The organism is Levilactobacillus tujiorum (genome assembly GCF_012641185.1).
Classification (GTDB): domain Bacteria; phylum Bacillota; class Bacilli; order Lactobacillales; family Lactobacillaceae; genus Levilactobacillus; species Levilactobacillus tujiorum.
In genome coordinates this window covers 106273-123449 of record NZ_JAAXLK010000008.1, presented here as the reverse complement: position 1 = coordinate 123449, position 17177 = coordinate 106273, and the positions used below count along the sequence as shown (strand labels likewise).

Here is a 17177-nt window from a genome sequence, read left to right as displayed (position 1 = left end):
GTGATACCATCAAAATTTAGAGTCTCAATACATAGTAAGCAAGATCAAAAGCCGTCAGTTTTTGAAAAACATGAAAACTGACGACTTTTTTGAAAGGTATGAATAATTCAGGTGATAAATTGGGAAGAAAAAAGTTGCTGACTTGGGGAGCGGCTGCAATGGCTATTGCTCTACTAGCCTTGGCTTTGATTTTCTCAATCGGTAAATTCAACATGTTAATGAATATCTTAATTATGGTTGGCGTTTTAGCTCATACTGCCTTTTACGAATTATCTTGGGGCGGTGGTGCCTGGGTTATCATGTCAGAAGTTTTCCCCACCAGTATTCGAGGTAGAGCACAGTCTCTCTGTTCGTTAACTATGTTTCTGGCTTCTTACTTCGTCAGCCAGGGATTCCCAATGATGTTATCTGGTATTGGAGCTTCTTGGACCTTTGTTATTTTCGCCATTTTCTGTTTAATTATGATGTGGTTTGCAGCTAAAGTTTTACCAGAAACAAATGGGAAGACTTTGGAAGAAATCCAAGCTGACTTCAAGAAGTAATCTTGTACAGGAGGATTTATGATTAATGAAAAAACCACTTACATTATTTGATGATAAAATTATTAACTGTTTTGGTGATTCTACTACTTGGGGTGATAATGGTGTTGGTACAGGAGGTAATCAAATATCCTGGACAACTAGTATTCAAAATATCATCAAGTTTAAAGAGTTACGAAATTATGGAGTTTGCGGATCCCGTATTGCGGTGAAATCAGATCGTGACGATAGCTTTATTGAACGATACGAAGCTATGGACAATGATGCTGACATAATCACCGTCTTTGGTGGGGTTAATGATTTTCAACATGATATTCCGCTTGGAGAGCTAGGTGATACGGATGTTCAGACCTTCTATGGTGCTTTGGACACGTTAATTCATGGGCTAGTTAAGAAGTATCCTAATCAGCCAATCATTTTCATGACACCAACCAAGAATAATTTTCATCATCCAACTAAAAATTATCCCACAACTCTTCAGAGCAATGAGGTGGGATTGCATCAGAAAGATTATGTGGAAGCTATGTTAAAAATCTGTGATTTTTATAGTTTGCCTGTTATCGATCTGTACAAGGAAAGTGGTGTGTCGCCGTTTTTGCCGGAATATGTTCCTAAATTTCATCCTGATGGTTTGCATTATAGTCAAGATGGGTATTCACACTTAGCACATCGAATTGCTGGGGAATTGCTAAGATTCATCTTTTAATTAGTATTTTCGCTAATAGTAATGCATATGTGTGATAATTAATGCAGTAAATTCCACATTGTGACACCTAAAAAGCATCTAGACAAATTTGTCTAGGTGCTTTTTGTTATGGGTGAAGGATTAAGTTATTGATATTGTGCAGGGGTGGGGTAAACTTTCTGCACATTTGGAAAGTGCATGAACTGGACTTGGAAACGCTTTCTCTATGTTTTAGAGTATAAGTGTCTTAGAAGCGGAGGGCGAGTAAGGATGATAGAAACTTTGTTAACACAAGAGACGGTTCAAGTCATGCCTGCAGGTGACATGGATTGGCAGACAGCGATTCGTGCTGCAGCAACGCCATTGTTACATGCAGGTAAGATTGAACAATCATATATTACGGCGATGATTAATGTTGTTGAGGAAAATGGACCGTTTATTAATATTGGATCACACATTGCTTTGGCACATGCACGACCAGAAAATGGTGTCAATCAGATGGGGATGGCTTTGATGAAGGTTTCTCCTGAGATTAACTTGGTCAATTCAGATCATCCCATTACTTTGTTTTTTGTATTAGCAGCCAGCGATAACACGAAACATTTGCAGGCATTACAAGAATTGGCTGCAAAGTTGCAAGATGCAACTAGCTTAGCACGTTTGGAAAAAGCAACAACTGTTGATGAACTGGTTAAAGAATTTAAAGGAGCGAATTAATAATGAAAATTGCAGCGGTTTGCCAATCAGGTTTAGGGTCAAGCTTTATGATTCAGATGAACATTGAAAGCGTCTTCAAAGAAGAGAACGTTGAAACGGATAATATTGAGGTTACCCATTTTGATACGGGTGGTTTAAATGCGACGGCTGCTGATTACTTTTTCCTAGGTAGCGATTTAGCCGATCAGGCATCTGATTTACCGCAAGACCGAGTAATTGTTTTAAAGAGCATTATTGATAAAGCTGAATTACAAGAAAAGGTTAATGCACTTTTAGATAAAGAGGGCATTCAGCATAACTAGTTAGTTGATGTTTGATTGGAGGAATCGTAACAATGCAAGCAACTATCAATTTTATTGTTTCTATTGTGAGTACACCAGCTATTTTAGTAGCGTTGATCGCTATGCTAGGTTTGGCGCTGCAAAAAAAGCCAGGAACCAAAACGCTTGAAGGGACGATTAAGACTTTCGTTGGTTTCTTGGTTTTGACTGGTGGGGCAGGAATTATTCAAGGGGCTTTGGCACCATTTGCTTCAATGTTTAAATTTGCACTTCATGTTCAAGGGGTAGTTCCCTCTAATGAAGCGGTTGTAGCAATTGCTTTACAGCAATATGGATCAACGACAGCGTTAATTATGTTTGTTGGAATGGTCGTAAACGTTCTCTTGGCTCGCTTTACAAAGTTTAAATATATTTTCCTTACAGGACAAGCCATGTTGTATGTATCGTGTTTGACCGCTGTGGTTCTTATATCGACAGGAATGAAGTCTGGTGTTGGTACGATTCTTCTGGGAGGCTTGTTTGAAGGAACGCTATTAACGGTAACGCCAGCGCTATGTCAGCCATTCATGCGAAAAATCACAGGTGGCGATTCAGTCGCAATGGGACATACGGGAAATATTGGTTATGCAACGGCTGGCTTGATGGGGAAATGGTTCGGTAATGCTAAGAAATCCACTGAAGACATTAAATTCCCTAAAGGACTGAGCTTCTTACGAGATTCAACAGTCTCAATTACATTAGTCATGGCAATTGTTTATCTCATTTTAGCTCTTGTTTCAGGACCAAACTTCATCGAAACGAAGTTGAGTTCAGGATCTAATTTCTTGGTTTATGCAATTACGCAAGCCGGAACATTTGCTGCAGGTTTTTACGTTGTTCTCGCTGGTGTTCGGATGATCTTAGGTGAGATTGTGCCTGCATTCCAAGGCATCGCAACTAAATTAGTTCCAAATGCCAAGCCAGCTCTGGACGTTCCAATCATCTTCCCATATGCACAGAATGCCTTATTAATTGGATTCTTTGTCAGTTTCATTGTAGGAACTTTGAGTATGTTTGCCATGATTGCTATGGGGACAACTGTAATTATTCCAGGTGTCGTTGGTCACTTCTTCTGTGGAGGTGCGGCCGGTATCTACGGCAATGCCACGGGTGGACGACGTGGAGCTATTATTGGTTCTGCGGTAAATAGTTTGTTAATCAGTTGGCTACCACTATTGATCCTACCCGTTTTAGGCGGCTTAAAATTGGCTGCGTCAACTTTCGCCGATACGGATTACCTAATTCCAGGTATCTTACTTGGAAACTTGGGAAGTTATGGACAAGTTGCGATTACCGGGGGAATCATTGCATTCACAGCAATCGTCATTATCTGGTCCTTTTTCCTCAAGGAATCTAAGAAAAAGGCTGTAAAAGACCAAGGATAGCATTTAAAGTTGATGATTCGATTTTAGCGTAAGGAGTAAAGATTAATGATGAATACAGTAACCAGAGAAAGCCAAGTGCATTTTACCGAGAAAGATGAGTTGGCTGTCAATGCCCTAAGAATGTTGAGTATTGACATGATTGAAAAGGCACAATCAGGCCATCCAGGATTATGTTTAGACGCAGCACCTATGGCCTATGTTCTATGGAACTATCATTTAAAGACGGATCCTAAACGGCCAAATTGGATTAACCGTGATCGCTTTGTCTTGTCCGCGGGACATGGTTCAGCATTACTGTATAGTTTGCTGCATATGAGCGGTTTTGATGTCAAAATGGACGATCTTAAACAATTTCGGCAGACTGGCTCTTTGACGCCAGGTCATCCTGAATTTGGTCATACCCCAGGTGTTGATGCGACGACCGGTCCCCTTGGTCAAGGCATTGGTATGGCTGTGGGGATGGCATTAGCAGAGAAGCATTTGGCAGCGCAGTATAACACAGCGAATATGAATATTATTGATCATCGGACGTACACCATCGTTGGAGATGGTGATCTGATGGAGGGAATTAGTCAGGAAGCCATTAATATTGCGGGTAAAGAAAGATTAAACAAGCTGACAGTTCTTTATGATTCAAATGATGTTACCTTGGATGGTCCGTTACTCAATGGTTCGGTTGAAACGCAAAGTTACCGCTTTAAGGGAGCTGGGTGGAATTATCTTTTTGTCGAAGATGGTGAAGATTTAGCAGCAATTAACAATGCAATTAATGATGCGAAAAGATCTACGCAGCCGACAATCATTGAAATTAAAACACAAATTGGTCATGGATCGCCGGTGGCCGGAACCAATAAAGTCCATGGAGCAGCGCTAGGGGCGGAGAATCTAAAGAAGACGAAAGAGTTTTACAGCTGGAGTCAAACACCGTTCTCAGTTTCAGAAGATGCTTATGCACAATTTGCACAAGGAATTGAAGAACGTGGGGAGAATGCTCATCGGGAATGGCACAAGTTATATACGCATTACCAGCTGAGTGAGCCCAAATTAGCAGCAATGTTTACACCTGAAGTAAGTCCTCAGTTGGATATGTCCCAAGTGACCCTCTCGGATGAAACAATTGGTAAGTCAGTTGCAACACGGGTGACAAACTCTGAGCTTTTACAACAGATTGCGAAGTACAACCCGAATTTTTGGGGTGGTGCCGCAGATCTTTCTTCAAGTAACAAAACCCAGCTACGTGACGACGGCCGATTTTGTTCGGAACATCCTGCTAACCGTAACATTTGGTTTGGGGTCCGTGAATTTGGTGAAGCTGCTGCATTAAATGGTATTGCATTACATGGAGGGTCGCGGGTCTTTGGAAGTACCTTCTTTACATTTTCGGATTATATGAAAGCCGCCATTCGGTTAGCAGCGTTACAAGGGTTGCCTGTAACCTTTATCTTTACCCATGATTCGATTGCTGTGGGGGAAGACGGTCCAACTCATGAACCGATTGAGCAATTAGCAGGATTGCGTGCTATTCCTAATGTCAATGTGATTCGGCCGAGTGATGCACATGAAACCTTAGGCGCTTGGCAAACGATTGCTAAGACAACAGACCGGCCAACGGTATTGGTTTTGTCGCGTCAAGGATTACCTTTATTGGAGGAAACGCGTGCAGAATCCGTTTCGAGAGGTGGCTATGTCGTTTCACCTGCTAAAAGTGAAGATTCGGATGGTATCTTGATAGCGAGTGGTTCAGAAGTACAACTAGCCCTTGCCGCACAAGCTGAACTTAGGAAAAAACAATATGATGTTTCAGTGGTCTCTATGCCAAGTTTGGAATTGTTTGAGCAGCAAAGTCAGGCTTATAAAGATTCGGTACTGTCACCGCAGGTTGATAAGCGTATCTCCATTGAAATGGATAGTACATTTGGCTGGGGAAAATACACTGGATTGAATGGTGCATGTATAGGTGTGGACAGCTTTGGGATGAGTGGAAAGGGCGCTGAAGTAGTAGCACACTTTAATTTTAATACAAAGACCATTGTGAAAAAGTATGAAGAGCTTTGGAAAAAGTCTGAATAAACATTTGAGGTGAAAGCAATCTATGTCGAGTAAAATTATGGGAATTGCAGCGAGTGATGGTATTGGTATAGCTAAAGCCTACCGCTTGGTGATGCCAGACTTAAGCTTCGAAAGAAAGCAAATTGCGGATGTAGATTCTGAAATTGATCGGTTCAAACAGTCGTTACATGCTGCAAAACAAGATCTCGAAATCATTCGAAAAGCGGCAATAGCAAACCTAGGACAAGATGAAGCTGCGATCTTTGACGCACACATCACGATTCTCTCAGATCCAGAAATGGTTGGACAAGTTGAAGGGAATATTCGTCAGAAAAAAGTTAATGCTGAAGCAGCATTGAAGGAAGTTACCGATCATTTTATCGCAATTTTTGAAGGGATGACCGATAACCCATATATGAAAGAACGAGCGGCAGATGTCCGTGATGTTACGAAGAGAGTTTTGAGTCATCTATTAGGAAAGACACTGCCTAATCCCGCTTTAATTAAAGAACCGGTTATTGTTGTCGCACGAGATTTGACACCGTCAGATACGGCTCAGATGAATAAAAAATATGTAAAAGGATTTTTAACAGATCTGGGTGGGCGAACCAGTCATTCGGCAATTATGTCGCGCACACTTGAAATTCCTGCGGTTGTCGGGACGGATAATGCAACGCAGTCGATTAAAGATGGTACGGTTGTGGTTGTCAATGGTTTGAGAGGTTTTGCGGTAGTCGCTCCTGATACTCATGAAGTAAGTGAATTTCGCAAGCAAGCACAACAGTTCCAACAGGAAAAGGCAGAATGGCGAAAATTAAAGAATGCACAATCGGTTTCTAAAGATGGTAAATCAGTTGAAATTGCTGCAAACATTGGAACACCAAACGATGTGAAAGCAGTAACTGATGCGGGTGCTGAGGCAGTTGGACTCTTCAGAACTGAATTTCTTTACATGAATAGCGATAAGTTGCCATCAGAAGACGACCAATTCGTGGCCTATAAGCAAGTTCTTGAGGCGATGAAGGGAGCTCCAGTGGTTATTCGTACTATGGATATTGGGGGTGACAAACATCTTCCTTATCTAAAACTACCAGAAGAAATGAATCCGTTCTTAGGCTATCGGGCAATTCGTATTTCATTAGATCGTCAGAATATTTTCCGAACGCAGTTGCGGGCACTGATTCGTGCTTCAAAGTATGGTGAGTTACGGATTATGTTTCCAATGATTGCGACGGTTGATGAATTTATTGCTGCCAAAAATATCTTCTTAGAAGAAAAAGCTAAGTTGGTGAAGGCCGGAGTAACAGTCGCTAAAGAAATAAAACTAGGTATGATGGTTGAAGTTCCAGCAACAGCTGTTTTTGCTGACCAGTTTGCTAAGCAGGTAGATTTCTTCAGCATCGGGACGAATGATTTGATTCAGTACACATTTGCTGCTGATCGTGGGAATGAACATGTCGCTTATTTATATCAGCCCTATAACCCGGCACTATTGCGGTTAATTAAGCACGTGATTGATGCCGCACACAAAGAAGGTAAAATTGCTGCGATGTGTGGTGAAATGGCTGGTGACCAGATTGCTGTCCCGTTGTTACTGGGAATGGGATTGGATGAATATTCTATGAGTGCCACTTCAGTCCTTCGAGTTCGTCATCAGATGAAGCAGTTAGACTCTAATAAATGGGCTCAGGTCGCGATGCAAGCTGTGCAAAACTGTCAGACAAATCAAGAAGTTAAGGATTTAGTCGAAGGACAGTTGAAAGACTCGGTAGAATAAAACAGAAAAGTAGCCCTAAACTGCATGATTGTTGGGAGATGACATCATGCGTTTAGTGTTGCCGTAGTAAAATCGTTTTTAGTATAATCGATAATATGTCGGAAAATAGCAGTGAACATGACTACGAGTAGTTCTTTGGGGCAATTAGCCGGGCCCACGATTGATTAATGAGGTAAGTATATGTTAAACATTAGTGAAAAAGGGCAAATTAATCTATTGGCTACTATTTTATCCAATGGAGAAAAATATAAAAGTGTTGCAGAGCTTGAGGAAAGGATGAAGCTGTCACGGCGAAGCGTCTATTTCTGGCTTAAGCAACTTAATCTGGCTTTGCGGCGCCTAAAGTTAGATGATGTCCAGCATTTATCTCAAGGTGGCTATTTCTTAACGCAGGCAACATTGGATGAATTGCAAAAGTATGTTCAGCAATCAACACTGCGGGTGCTCAATGTTCACCAGCGCCGTCAATTAATTGTATGGTATTTAATTCAACACGATACGCACTTGTCCTTGGTTAATTTGGCTGAAAAATTTGATGTTTCGAAAACTACCATCATCAAGGACTTTAAGGAGCTAACCACTGATTTACCTGTGGGAACACAAGTGATTAATACGGATCGTGGGAAAATATTGATGGGAAGTGAAGAAGCACAACGAAATTGGGTGTACCAGCAGTTGGGCCAGCAAAACTCATTAGTCATTTCGCAGATTCAGTTGCTTCCTCAGATTTCAGGAATTAAGCCGCAATTAGAACGTTTGCAAGAAGAAACAGGTAATGTTTACAGCGGCGATGCCAGTCAGGTACTTACTTGGTATCTGATATGGCTAATCAATCGTCTAAAAGATAATTCGTATTTGCTAACTGAAAATCAGGACTATCCATTAGATTCGGTTAGTCGATGGTGTGATCGCTTTTTAACGGCGCATGCTCAAGCAACAACTGCTGAAATTAACCACTTGCGTACGTTGTTATTAGCTGGTCAGTTGCAACAAGTGAACGAGGATGATAAATTTGTACAGCAATTATTAGTAGTAACTGAAGAGGTAGCGCGGCGATTCAGTACCGTATCGGGCATTGATTTGGTCACTAGTTCGTTTTTAGAGGCACTAGCAACTCATCTGTACTCGACTTACTTTAGAATCACGTCGAATGTTCAATTTCATCATGCTAATTTAGCTGATGTTAAACTTACTTATAGCTACCTCATGAACATGACGAAATACGCGCTAAAGCCTTTCGAATCATTTTTGAATACGTCGATATCAGATGATGAGCTAGCATTGATCAGCGTTTATTTTGGGGGAGAAATAAAACGAGTTTCACCAGATTGGTTTGGAGCAGGAGAGAAATCTGATGTTCTCTTGGTTTGCACCAGTGGAATTGGGACTAGTCAGCTCCTGTATCAACAGTTGACTAAGCGTTATCCTGAGATTAACTTTTCTCAGCCAATTAGTCTTCAGGAGTTTCAAAAAATCAATTTAGAAACAGTCTCAGCTAAATTGATTTTGACGACGGCTAAACTTCAGATTAATGTAAATATTCCGTCAATGTGGGTCCAAGCTATTCCTACGCACAACGACTTTCAAAAAATTAGCCAGGAATTACGTCGGCTTGATTTGTTAAGTGATTCTCAGGAAAATAAATTGGTTCATGCAGTTTTGGATATCATTACAGACTATGCACGTGTCGATGACTTTAATGGTTTAGCGACAAGTTTACACGATTATTTTAAGAAAAAGGGCACAAAAGGAACTGTAGTGAATGAACGGCCTGCGCTTGATGAGTTGATACCGGCAGAAAATATACAAATTATAGATGGTGATTTGAAGTGGGATACTGCTGTCCACCAGTTGTTCCGACCGTTAGAAAAACGTGACATTGTTCAGCGTCGCTATGCCGATCAGATTATTAAGACAACGATTAAAAGAGGTCCTTATATGGTTATCAAGGAGGGGGTTATGTTAGCGCATGCCAAACCGGAAGATGGCGTCAATAAACTGGGAATGTCACTTTTGATTCTGAAGAAGCCAGTAGAGTTGAACACTAAAGGACAAGTACGAAAATTGCGGGTTCTTTTTGGACTAGCGCCCGTAGATCGGGAAATTCATATGCGAGCTTTGGGGCAATTGTTAGCCTTGTTGCAAAATAATATACTTTATCAGAAATTATTGGTAGCCAATGAGGTTGCACAGATTCAACAAATTTTGGGTGATGCTGAAGAGCTCTCTCAGTCTGAGTCTTAACCAATTAATTAAGGATTGGATACGATAGTGCTAAATAAAAAGAAGTTAACTGAGGGATTTCCCCTCAGCTAACTTCTTTTTACTTAAAGGCTAACGTTAAGCCTAATCCCACCGTGATCAGTCCGACAACGCCCAGCACCCAATAAATCAAGTGCGGCGTGTCGCGTTCCATCTTCCGACCGAAGCTCACTTCAATTAGTGCGATGGTCGCAATTCCTAAGACGAATTTTAAACTGATCAGCAGGGGGGCGTGGGCGAAGGTTCGAATACTCAGAACGACGCCGCTAATAATCATGACGAGGTAGGCCAATCTTGCAATTAACAAGAATTGTGTGACTCGTTTTTCAGAATGACGGGTCAACCCTACGATGACTAAAATTGTTAGGATAATCCACGTCCAAAAATGTAAGGCTAACCACATCGTAACCGCTCCTTAAACTCCATTTAAGTTAAGACTACCATATCTAATAGTCGAAAGTGAATTAATTTCTCCGGTGATAAACGACTTCCGCTAAGGGGCCGTACTGGTTAACCGCAGTGAGTTCGAATTGTTGCGGCCGCGAGAGGTCGCCGAATAGCCGCTTACCTTGTCCTAACAGGATGGGGGCGATCTGAACGTAGAGGTCGTCAACCAGATTAGCCGCCAATAGTGGCATGAGGACGCCGCTGCCACCGACAATCCAGACGTTACCTTGTTTCTGTAATCGCTGGGCCAGCGTAACGACAGATTCCGTGGTAAAGGTATAGCCAGGCGTGTTGGGAAATGTTCGTTGGGTCAGTACGTAGCTTTTCATCTGTGGATTGTGCGGATTTAAAGGGGCATCAGGCGCCATGTTCTGGACGGCTTCATAGGTGACCCGCCCGAGTATTGCGCTGGTCATCTGGGCCAGCGTTGTCGTGCCGACTTCTGCCGGAATTCCTGGCAGGGTGGTCAGCCAGTCAATTTGATCATCTGGCGTTGCGAGATAGCCATCTAGTGATGTTGCCCCATAAAACTGGATTTTGCCCATGAGAAGGTCCTCCTGTCGAATAAAAAGGAACGTTCCACCATGAGTGTTACGTTCCCTTAGTTGTTCATTTAGTTGACGCCATTGAGGCTAGTTGACTTCGCCCAGTACGTGTTACCCGCAATGGTAACGCGATACCAAGTTGATTTATCAGTGGCCTTGTAGCCCTTTTTGTTAATCTTAGCCGTGGTTCCCGCCTTGAAATCTTGCGTGTGGGCGATCGTTTTGGACAGGTAGTTCGAGTTCAAAACGTGGTTGTAGAGCGCCGCATTCTGATTCGTGTTCAGCGTAGGGGTGCCACTCGCATCGCTGTAAGTCACCTTAGGGAAGTTCAGCACCTTGTTGTAGACCCAGTATTTGGCGCTGGAATTCTTGCTGAACCGGATTCGGTACCAAGTTCCGCTCCAGCCACCGCGCTTCACACCGCGACTGTCGACGTAGACTTTAGCACCACGGTGATCGGCACTGAGGTTACCCCAGCCAATCTTGCGCGCACCACTGGTTCCTTTAACGTGATTGTAGACGGTCCAGTTAGTATAGTTGTTGGCTAACGTCGCGGTTTCGTTGTTACCACCATGGTAGTAGCTCACCGTCTTTGGCTTGGAAACGACGTGTTGCGTTGAGTCGTCCGTGTCTGGCTTGACACTACCACCAAGATCGGCGTATTGCGTCTTAACCAAGTTAACAAAGTCATTCATGGTGTAAGTTGTCCCAAAGTATTTTCTAGCGTTCGTTGACCAGTAACCATCCGGATCGGTATGGGTGGTCCCACCAAGTAAGTTAGAAACATCGTGGTGAGAAAGCACGGTCGTGTAGCGCTTAGGAGTCAGACCGTATTGCTTCAAAATGTAGGCCGTGTAGTAAGCCGCATTGTTCAATTCAGAAGCGAAGGCTGCCTTAGAGTGCACTTCAACTTGTTCAAATTGAACGTAGCGTTGGTTGGCTACGGGACCGGCACCCCAACATAAGTATTTCGTATTAGCAATGTTAATAATGTTGCTAGCATCGACAAAAGTGTGGACAAAGGCATTGTTGTAGTTGTTAGTCATATAAGTAATTTCGCCATAAATGTTTGAGTTGGGGTTCGCCGTTTCATGAACCACCACACCTTCTGGTTTATTATAGCGGTAGCTGTACTGTGGAAGCACCGACTTATACGCTTTGGTAATCTTAGGTGTTCCGTAATTCTGGTTGCCAATGTAAGTGTTGATTGCATTGGCGTTGGCGGTAGTGGATGACCAGAATAAGCCCAGACATCCAGCCGTCAGAGCAATTCCCCGAACTGCCCAACGTTGCCATTTCTTCATCATAACTTCTCCTCCTACTGATTATCTTGTTTCTTAAAAAAAGCTGTAACGCAACGTCTCAATTATAACGTATTTCCTAAAGATTGAATATTAAACAAGTTAGGGGGTGATAGATTGGCTTTATTCGGGATTTGTTCTGCTTTGCTCGAAAACTAGTGATTATTAATGGTAACAATCGGATTCTCGTCAATCATTTAGCAATAGGGTGGCTAAAGTTCGCGATTCACGGTTTATTTCAAACGTTTTACATTTAGATGGCAAAGTCGGGGGAGCGTAGATGCTTGCGCTTAATGTTAAGTTTGGCTATAATTGTTATTTGCATACGAAAGGAGCGACGAACAATGGCTGAGACTTCTGAGATTAAGATTGGCGATTACGTTGCGGCAAAGAAATTTGGTCCTTTGGAACATGACTTTACAGGTGAAGTGACCAAAGTGTATGATAATTCAGTTTTAGTCGAGATTCGGGACTATGATCCTGCTGACAAGACGGCGGTCGGAGATATGAATAACCGGGCCGTTGTGCGTAAGTCGGGAGCGAAAGTTACTGGAAATAAAGCGGATAAAAACTAAATTTCCATAATTATTTTGAATTTATTTGCAAAAAGATGATGACAACTCACAGATGGTATGCTATACTTTTCTGTGTTGTGCGGGTGTAGTTTAGTGGTAAAATTCAAGCTTCCCAAGCTTGCGTCGCGGGTCCGATTCCCGTCACCCGCTTTCGAATGGGGCGGCCTTAGGGTCGTCTTTCTTATTATTCGAAAGCACCTCAGACGAAATAGTACGTTAGCTATGATTTTCAGCGAATCCGGGAGGCTGTGAGCCGGATAGTCTAACTAACGGAACGGAGCGGCTGAGACAATTAAATTGATCATTTAAGTGGACTTTTAAGTCAAACAGAGTGGTACCGCGGGAAATCTCGTCTCTTACAAATATTTTTGTAGGAGACGTTTTTTTATCCCACCGGTTAATTGAGGTAAACTAAGAGCACAACGTCATTGAAGAAGCGAACATAAGGAGGATAATTAGCATGGATTACAAACAAACAGTGGTTGCAGCATTGGCTAAGGCACTCGACGGTCAACTGACCGCAGACGAGATCGCCGCAAAGTTAGAGCGGCCTAAGACGTCCGACAAGGGTGACATGGCTTTTCCAACATTTACTTTAGCTAAGGTCTTGCATCGGGCACCGCAACAAATCGCGCAGGACTTGGCAGATAAGTTAGAGACGACTGATTTTGAAAAGGTTGAGGTTGTTGGTCCTTACCTGAACTTCTTCTTTGACAAGGGCAGTTATAGTGAAGCCACGCTGCAAACGGTTTTGACTGACGGCGCTAGCTACGGCCAAAATGAAGACGGCCAGGGCGGTAACGTCCCAATTGATATGTCATCACCTAACATTGCTAAGCCAATGTCCATGGGGCATTTGCGGTCGACCGTCATTGGTAACTCCATCGCCGAGATTTTGACGAAGAACGGTTACCACCCCATTAAGGATAACCATTTAGGTGACTGGGGGACCCAATTTGGGAAGTTGATCACGGCCTACAAGCTGTGGGGGAATGAAGCCGACGTGAAGGCTGACCCAATCAACAAGCTGGTCGAATACTATGTTCGTTTCCACAAGGAAGACGTTGAAAAGCCAGAGCTGGACGATATTGCCCGCGAATGGTTCAAGAAGCTGGAAGATGGTGACGAAGAAGCTCACCGGTTGTGGAAATGGTTCCGTGAAGCATCGTTACAAGAATTTAACGACGTGTATGACGAACTCGGTGTGAAGTTTGACACTTACAACGGGGAAGCCTTCTACAATGATAAGTTAGAAGAAGTTGTGCAAATCCTCAAGGACAAGCACCTGTTGGTTGAATCACAAGGTGCGCAAGTCGTTGATTTGAGCAAGTACGACTTGAACCCAGCGCTGATTCTGAAGAGTGATGGGGCCTCGTTGTACATCACCCGTGACATCGCGACGGCGCTATACCGTGACCGGACCTACGCACCAGCCAAGAACTTGTACGTCGTAGGTTCCGAACAGACTTACTACTTCAAGCAATTGAAGGCTGTTCTGAAGGAAATGGGCGTGAAGTCTGCGGATAACCTGCAACACGTGCCATTTGGTCTGATCACCGTTGACGGGAAGAAGTTATCAACCCGTTCTGGACGAATCATTTTGTTGGCCAAGGTGCTGGAAGAATCCGTGAAGTTAGCGGCTGAAGAAATTAACGAAAAGAACCCAGACTTGGCTAATAAGCAAGCAGTTGCGCAACAAGTTGGGGTCGGGGCCATCGTTTTCGGTGACTTGAAGAACGAACGGACCAACAACATTGACTTTGTCTTGGCCGATCAATTGAAGTTTGAAGGGGAAACCGGACCTTACGTTCAATACGCCCATGCCCGTGCAGAAAGTATGTTACGCAAGGCGGCAAACGTCGACGTTCAACCAGCCGGCAATCAAATCACGGATCCAGAAGCCTGGGACACGATCAAGACGTTGGCTGATTTCCCAGCAATCGTGAAGATGGCTTGCAAGGAACTGGAACCTTCAGTGGTTGCCAAATACGCTATCCGGTTAGCGAAGACATTCAACAAGTACTATGCGCACTCCAAGATCTTGACGGAAGATGCCGAATTATCAGCTCGTTTAGCGTTGGTTAAGGCCGTGTCAACAGTTCTGAAGGAAGCCTTACGTCTGTTGGGTGTCCAAGCACCAGACGAAATGTAATTCTGTTTTTACACGTAACCTAGGCAAAAGCCGCTATTCCTGTTCAGTAAATTGATCAGGAATAGCGGCTTTTTTGGTGCCTATTAGCAATGCTGAGGACTAATTTAGTTCGCCTAAAGTTTTAGGACTGGCTCCATCCGCAACGAGGCGGTTAAAGGTTGCGTGCACGGCCGGGTCAACTTGATTGGTTCCGGGGAGGTAGTGGATGCTTTCAGTCCCCGCTTGCAGAGCGGTCTTGTAGTACCACTTTTTCCAACGCAGGAAGTCTAGGGTATGTTGTAAGCGTGCCATTTTGGCTTCTAACTTAGCTTCGTGGTCGGCTAAGAAATCATAGCGGTCCTGTAAAGTCGCGTCACCAGTCATACACAAATCGATGAATTCACCGATCTGCTTAACCGGCACGCCGGCTTCTTTGAGGCAAACGATGACCTCTAAGAAATTAAAATCGTTGTCTTTAAACCGCCGTCGACCTGCGGCGTTGCGATCGACAAAGGGAAGCAGTCCCTCCTTGTCGTAGTAGCGAAGCGTATAAGGACTAATTGCCAACTTGTCGGCAACCTCGCCAATCGAATAGCTCATAAAAAAATTCTCCTTTTTGCGATAAGATGGTTGACTTAGAGTTAACTCTAGATTATATACTACCATTAATCACTTACATGTAGAATATATTAGGAGGATTTTAAAATGTCAGAAACAAAACCATTAGTCGTTATTTCCGGTGCCAGTTCAGGCTTTGGGGCCGAAGATGCTAAGTTGTTTAATGCGGCAGGTTTCCCCCTGCTACTATTGGGGCGGCGAGTTGATAAGATTAAAGCTCTGCCGTTGAACTTCGATAATGTCTTGGTTGCGGCCGTGGATGTTACCGACCGCCAAGGCTTTGAAGCAGCCATCCGGGAAGCTGAAAAGCAATACGGCTCCACGGATCTCCTGATCAATAACGCTGGTGTGATGCTGCTGGGTAACGTGAAACGCCAAGACCCTAAAGAATGGCAAACGATGCTTGATACCAATGTGATGGGTGTTCTGAATGGAACCCAGATCGTGTTGCCGGATATGGTTGCTCGGCACCACGGAACGATCATCAACATGTCATCTATCGCTGGTTTCAAGGCGTTTGCCAACCATGCGGCTTACGTTGCTAGCAAGTTTGGCGTTCATGGCCTGTCCGAAACGATTCGCCAGGAAGTAGCGAATGACAACGTGCGTATTTCACTGGTTGCTCCGGGGGCAGGTGAGACGGAATTGCTGACGCACGTCACGGATGCCGGCGCTTTGAAGGACTATGAAGCTTGGAAAGAGACCATGGGCGGCTTAACGTTAGATCCTAAGTATGTTGCCCAAACGGTTAAGTTTATTTACGACATGCCGCAGGAAGTTAACATCCGCGAGATTGATTTGGCGGCCACTCGGCAAGATAGCTAGGTTTGTCAGTTAAGAAGTTTCCCAATCATTGGGGGGCTTCTTTTTGCGTTGAAAACGAATATTTGGTACACTTGCTTTATAAATATGCAGAGACGTGTGGCTAAATTCCGCATCCTTTGTTATACTTAATGCAATTTTATGCGGGAGGGTGGTCGCAATGAAGAAAAGCATGCGTCAATCACGGATCGAACAATTGATTAATCAATATCCCATCGGGACACAGGAAGAGTTAATGGAGCATCTTGAAGAGGTTGGCATTCAGGCTACGCAGGCCACCATCTCCCGGGATATTCGCGAAATGCAGATTGTAAAAGCCCAGGATGGCCATGGTCATCTGCGGTACACGATTTTTAAGGCTGGGAACCGTAGCGAGGAAGAACGACTACGCGAGACCATCAACGAAGTGGTGACGGGGTTAACGCGCGTTGAATTTGTCAATATTTTGAAAACGCTGCCGAGTAACGGGAACCTGTTAGCTGCGATCTTTGACGATCTTAATTTACCAGAAGTAGCGGGAACTTTGGCCGGTCATGATACGATCTTCATCATCAGTCCTAGTGCTGAGGTGGCAGAGAAGCTTCATGACATGATCGCCAACGAGATGAATCCAGATATTGTGCATTAAAATTAGTGAGTGATAGTAATAGCGGGTGTAGGGCGATGAATCAGTTGCCCTACACCCGTTTGTATTTGGGAAATTAAGCGCGGTAGCTCGGTGTTAAGCTATTTTAAAGCTTCGTAAAGTTTCGGCGAAATTAGAAGCTAATGGGCGGACTATGCTAGAATAATGATGTTACTAAAGGTTGAAACTTAAAAAGGTTCTGTAAAGGCTATGGCATTACGCTTGAATGATTGAAAAATAGATAATTTCTGCCGCCTTGCCGTTCGCCAAATTTGAGCTGGAGCGCTGTGGGGAGGCCGGCCTAAGCCATAGAGCGGTCTTAGGCCTCGCTTTGACCCGAAGAACACGTGTCAAAGTCGCCATTTACCAAGAAAACCAC

General features: G+C 43.6%; 16 protein-coding genes and 1 tRNA gene. 13 read left to right on the top strand and 4 right to left on the bottom strand.

The window, feature by feature from the left end; all coding sequences use genetic code 11:
* Window positions 1-98 precede the first annotated feature (98 nt).
* From HF569_RS05665 to HF569_RS05630, 8 genes are all read left to right on the top strand, one after another.
* Entirely contained in the window at window positions 99-542 is a 444-nt protein-coding gene (locus HF569_RS05665; protein WP_211089642.1) for an MFS transporter, read from the top strand.
* A 25-nt stretch (window positions 543-567) separates the two neighbouring features.
* Window positions 568-1245, top strand: a complete 678-nt coding sequence (locus HF569_RS05660) for an SGNH/GDSL hydrolase family protein (protein WP_168901645.1) — start codon at window positions 568-570, stop codon at window positions 1243-1245.
* 249 nt (window positions 1246-1494) lie between these two features.
* Window positions 1495-1941, top strand: a complete 447-nt coding sequence (locus HF569_RS05655) for a PTS sugar transporter subunit IIA (RefSeq protein ID WP_168901644.1) — start codon at window positions 1495-1497, stop codon at window positions 1939-1941.
* Between the two features lie 2 nt (window positions 1942-1943).
* Window positions 1944-2243: a PTS sugar transporter subunit IIB gene (locus HF569_RS05650; protein WP_168901643.1), complete on the top strand. Its 300-nt coding sequence runs from the start codon at window positions 1944-1946 to the stop codon at window positions 2241-2243.
* A 32-nt stretch (window positions 2244-2275) separates the two neighbouring features.
* Window positions 2276-3646, top strand: coding sequence for a PTS ascorbate transporter subunit IIC (locus HF569_RS05645; protein WP_168901642.1), 1371 nt, complete (start codon window positions 2276-2278; stop codon window positions 3644-3646).
* Window positions 3647-3691: 45 nt separating this feature from the next.
* A complete protein-coding gene (tkt, locus tag HF569_RS05640; RefSeq protein ID WP_168901641.1) occupies window positions 3692-5716 on the top strand; it encodes a transketolase in 2025 nt (674 codons plus the stop codon).
* Between the two features lie 22 nt (window positions 5717-5738).
* On the top strand, window positions 5739-7472 hold the full coding sequence (gene ptsP, locus HF569_RS05635) for a phosphoenolpyruvate--protein phosphotransferase (protein WP_168901640.1): 1734 nt from the start codon (window positions 5739-5741) through the stop codon (window positions 7470-7472).
* A 180-nt stretch (window positions 7473-7652) separates the two neighbouring features.
* On the top strand, window positions 7653-9716 hold the full coding sequence (locus HF569_RS05630; protein ID WP_168901639.1) for a BglG family transcription antiterminator: 2064 nt from the start codon (window positions 7653-7655) through the stop codon (window positions 9714-9716).
* Between the two features lie 79 nt (window positions 9717-9795).
* Here HF569_RS05630 and HF569_RS05625 read toward each other — a convergent pair whose 3' ends face one another.
* The 3 genes from HF569_RS05625 to HF569_RS05615 form a co-directional block, all read right to left on the bottom strand.
* On the bottom strand, window positions 9796-10137 hold the full coding sequence (locus tag HF569_RS05625; RefSeq protein ID WP_168849276.1) for a YisL family protein: 342 nt from the start codon (window positions 10135-10137) through the stop codon (window positions 9796-9798).
* A gap of 61 nt (window positions 10138-10198) precedes the next feature.
* Window positions 10199-10726 carry a dihydrofolate reductase family protein gene (locus HF569_RS05620; RefSeq protein ID WP_168901638.1) on the bottom strand — a complete coding sequence of 176 codons (528 nt, stop codon included), beginning with the start codon at window positions 10724-10726 and terminating at the stop codon, window positions 10199-10201.
* Window positions 10727-10794: 68 nt separating this feature from the next.
* Window positions 10795-12033 (bottom strand): peptidoglycan recognition protein family protein, encoded by a 1239-nt coding sequence (locus HF569_RS05615; protein ID WP_232842572.1) that lies wholly within the window; start codon window positions 12031-12033, stop codon window positions 10795-10797.
* Window positions 12034-12371: 338 nt separating this feature from the next.
* Between HF569_RS05615 and HF569_RS05610 the strand changes: the two genes are divergently transcribed.
* The 3 genes from HF569_RS05610 to argS all read left to right on the top strand — a co-directional run bounded on the left by HF569_RS05610 (window position 12372) and on the right by argS (window position 14754).
* Window positions 12372-12602, top strand: coding sequence for a DUF2187 domain-containing protein (locus HF569_RS05610; protein WP_168849278.1), 231 nt, complete (start codon window positions 12372-12374; stop codon window positions 12600-12602).
* 79 nt (window positions 12603-12681) lie between these two features.
* Window positions 12682-12752 (top strand) — tRNA-Gly (locus HF569_RS05605).
* A gap of 310 nt (window positions 12753-13062) precedes the next feature.
* A complete protein-coding gene (gene argS / locus HF569_RS05600; protein WP_168901637.1) occupies window positions 13063-14754 on the top strand; it encodes an arginine--tRNA ligase in 1692 nt (563 codons plus the stop codon).
* 99 nt (window positions 14755-14853) lie between these two features.
* Here the strand turns inward: argS and HF569_RS05595 are convergent, their stop codons facing one another.
* Window positions 14854-15333 (bottom strand): MerR family transcriptional regulator, encoded by a 480-nt coding sequence (locus tag HF569_RS05595; protein ID WP_168901636.1) that lies wholly within the window; start codon window positions 15331-15333, stop codon window positions 14854-14856.
* A 105-nt stretch (window positions 15334-15438) separates the two neighbouring features.
* On the opposite strand from HF569_RS05595, the gene HF569_RS05590 reads away from it, so the two are divergent.
* Together HF569_RS05590 and HF569_RS05585 are read left to right on the top strand one after the other, a co-directional pair.
* Window positions 15439-16176, top strand: a complete 738-nt coding sequence (locus tag HF569_RS05590) for an SDR family oxidoreductase (protein WP_168901635.1) — start codon at window positions 15439-15441, stop codon at window positions 16174-16176.
* A 157-nt stretch (window positions 16177-16333) separates the two neighbouring features.
* Complete coding sequence (locus HF569_RS05585) at window positions 16334-16801, top strand: arginine repressor (protein WP_168849282.1); 468 nt, start codon at window positions 16334-16336, stop codon at window positions 16799-16801.
* Window positions 16802-17177 lie beyond the last annotated feature (376 nt).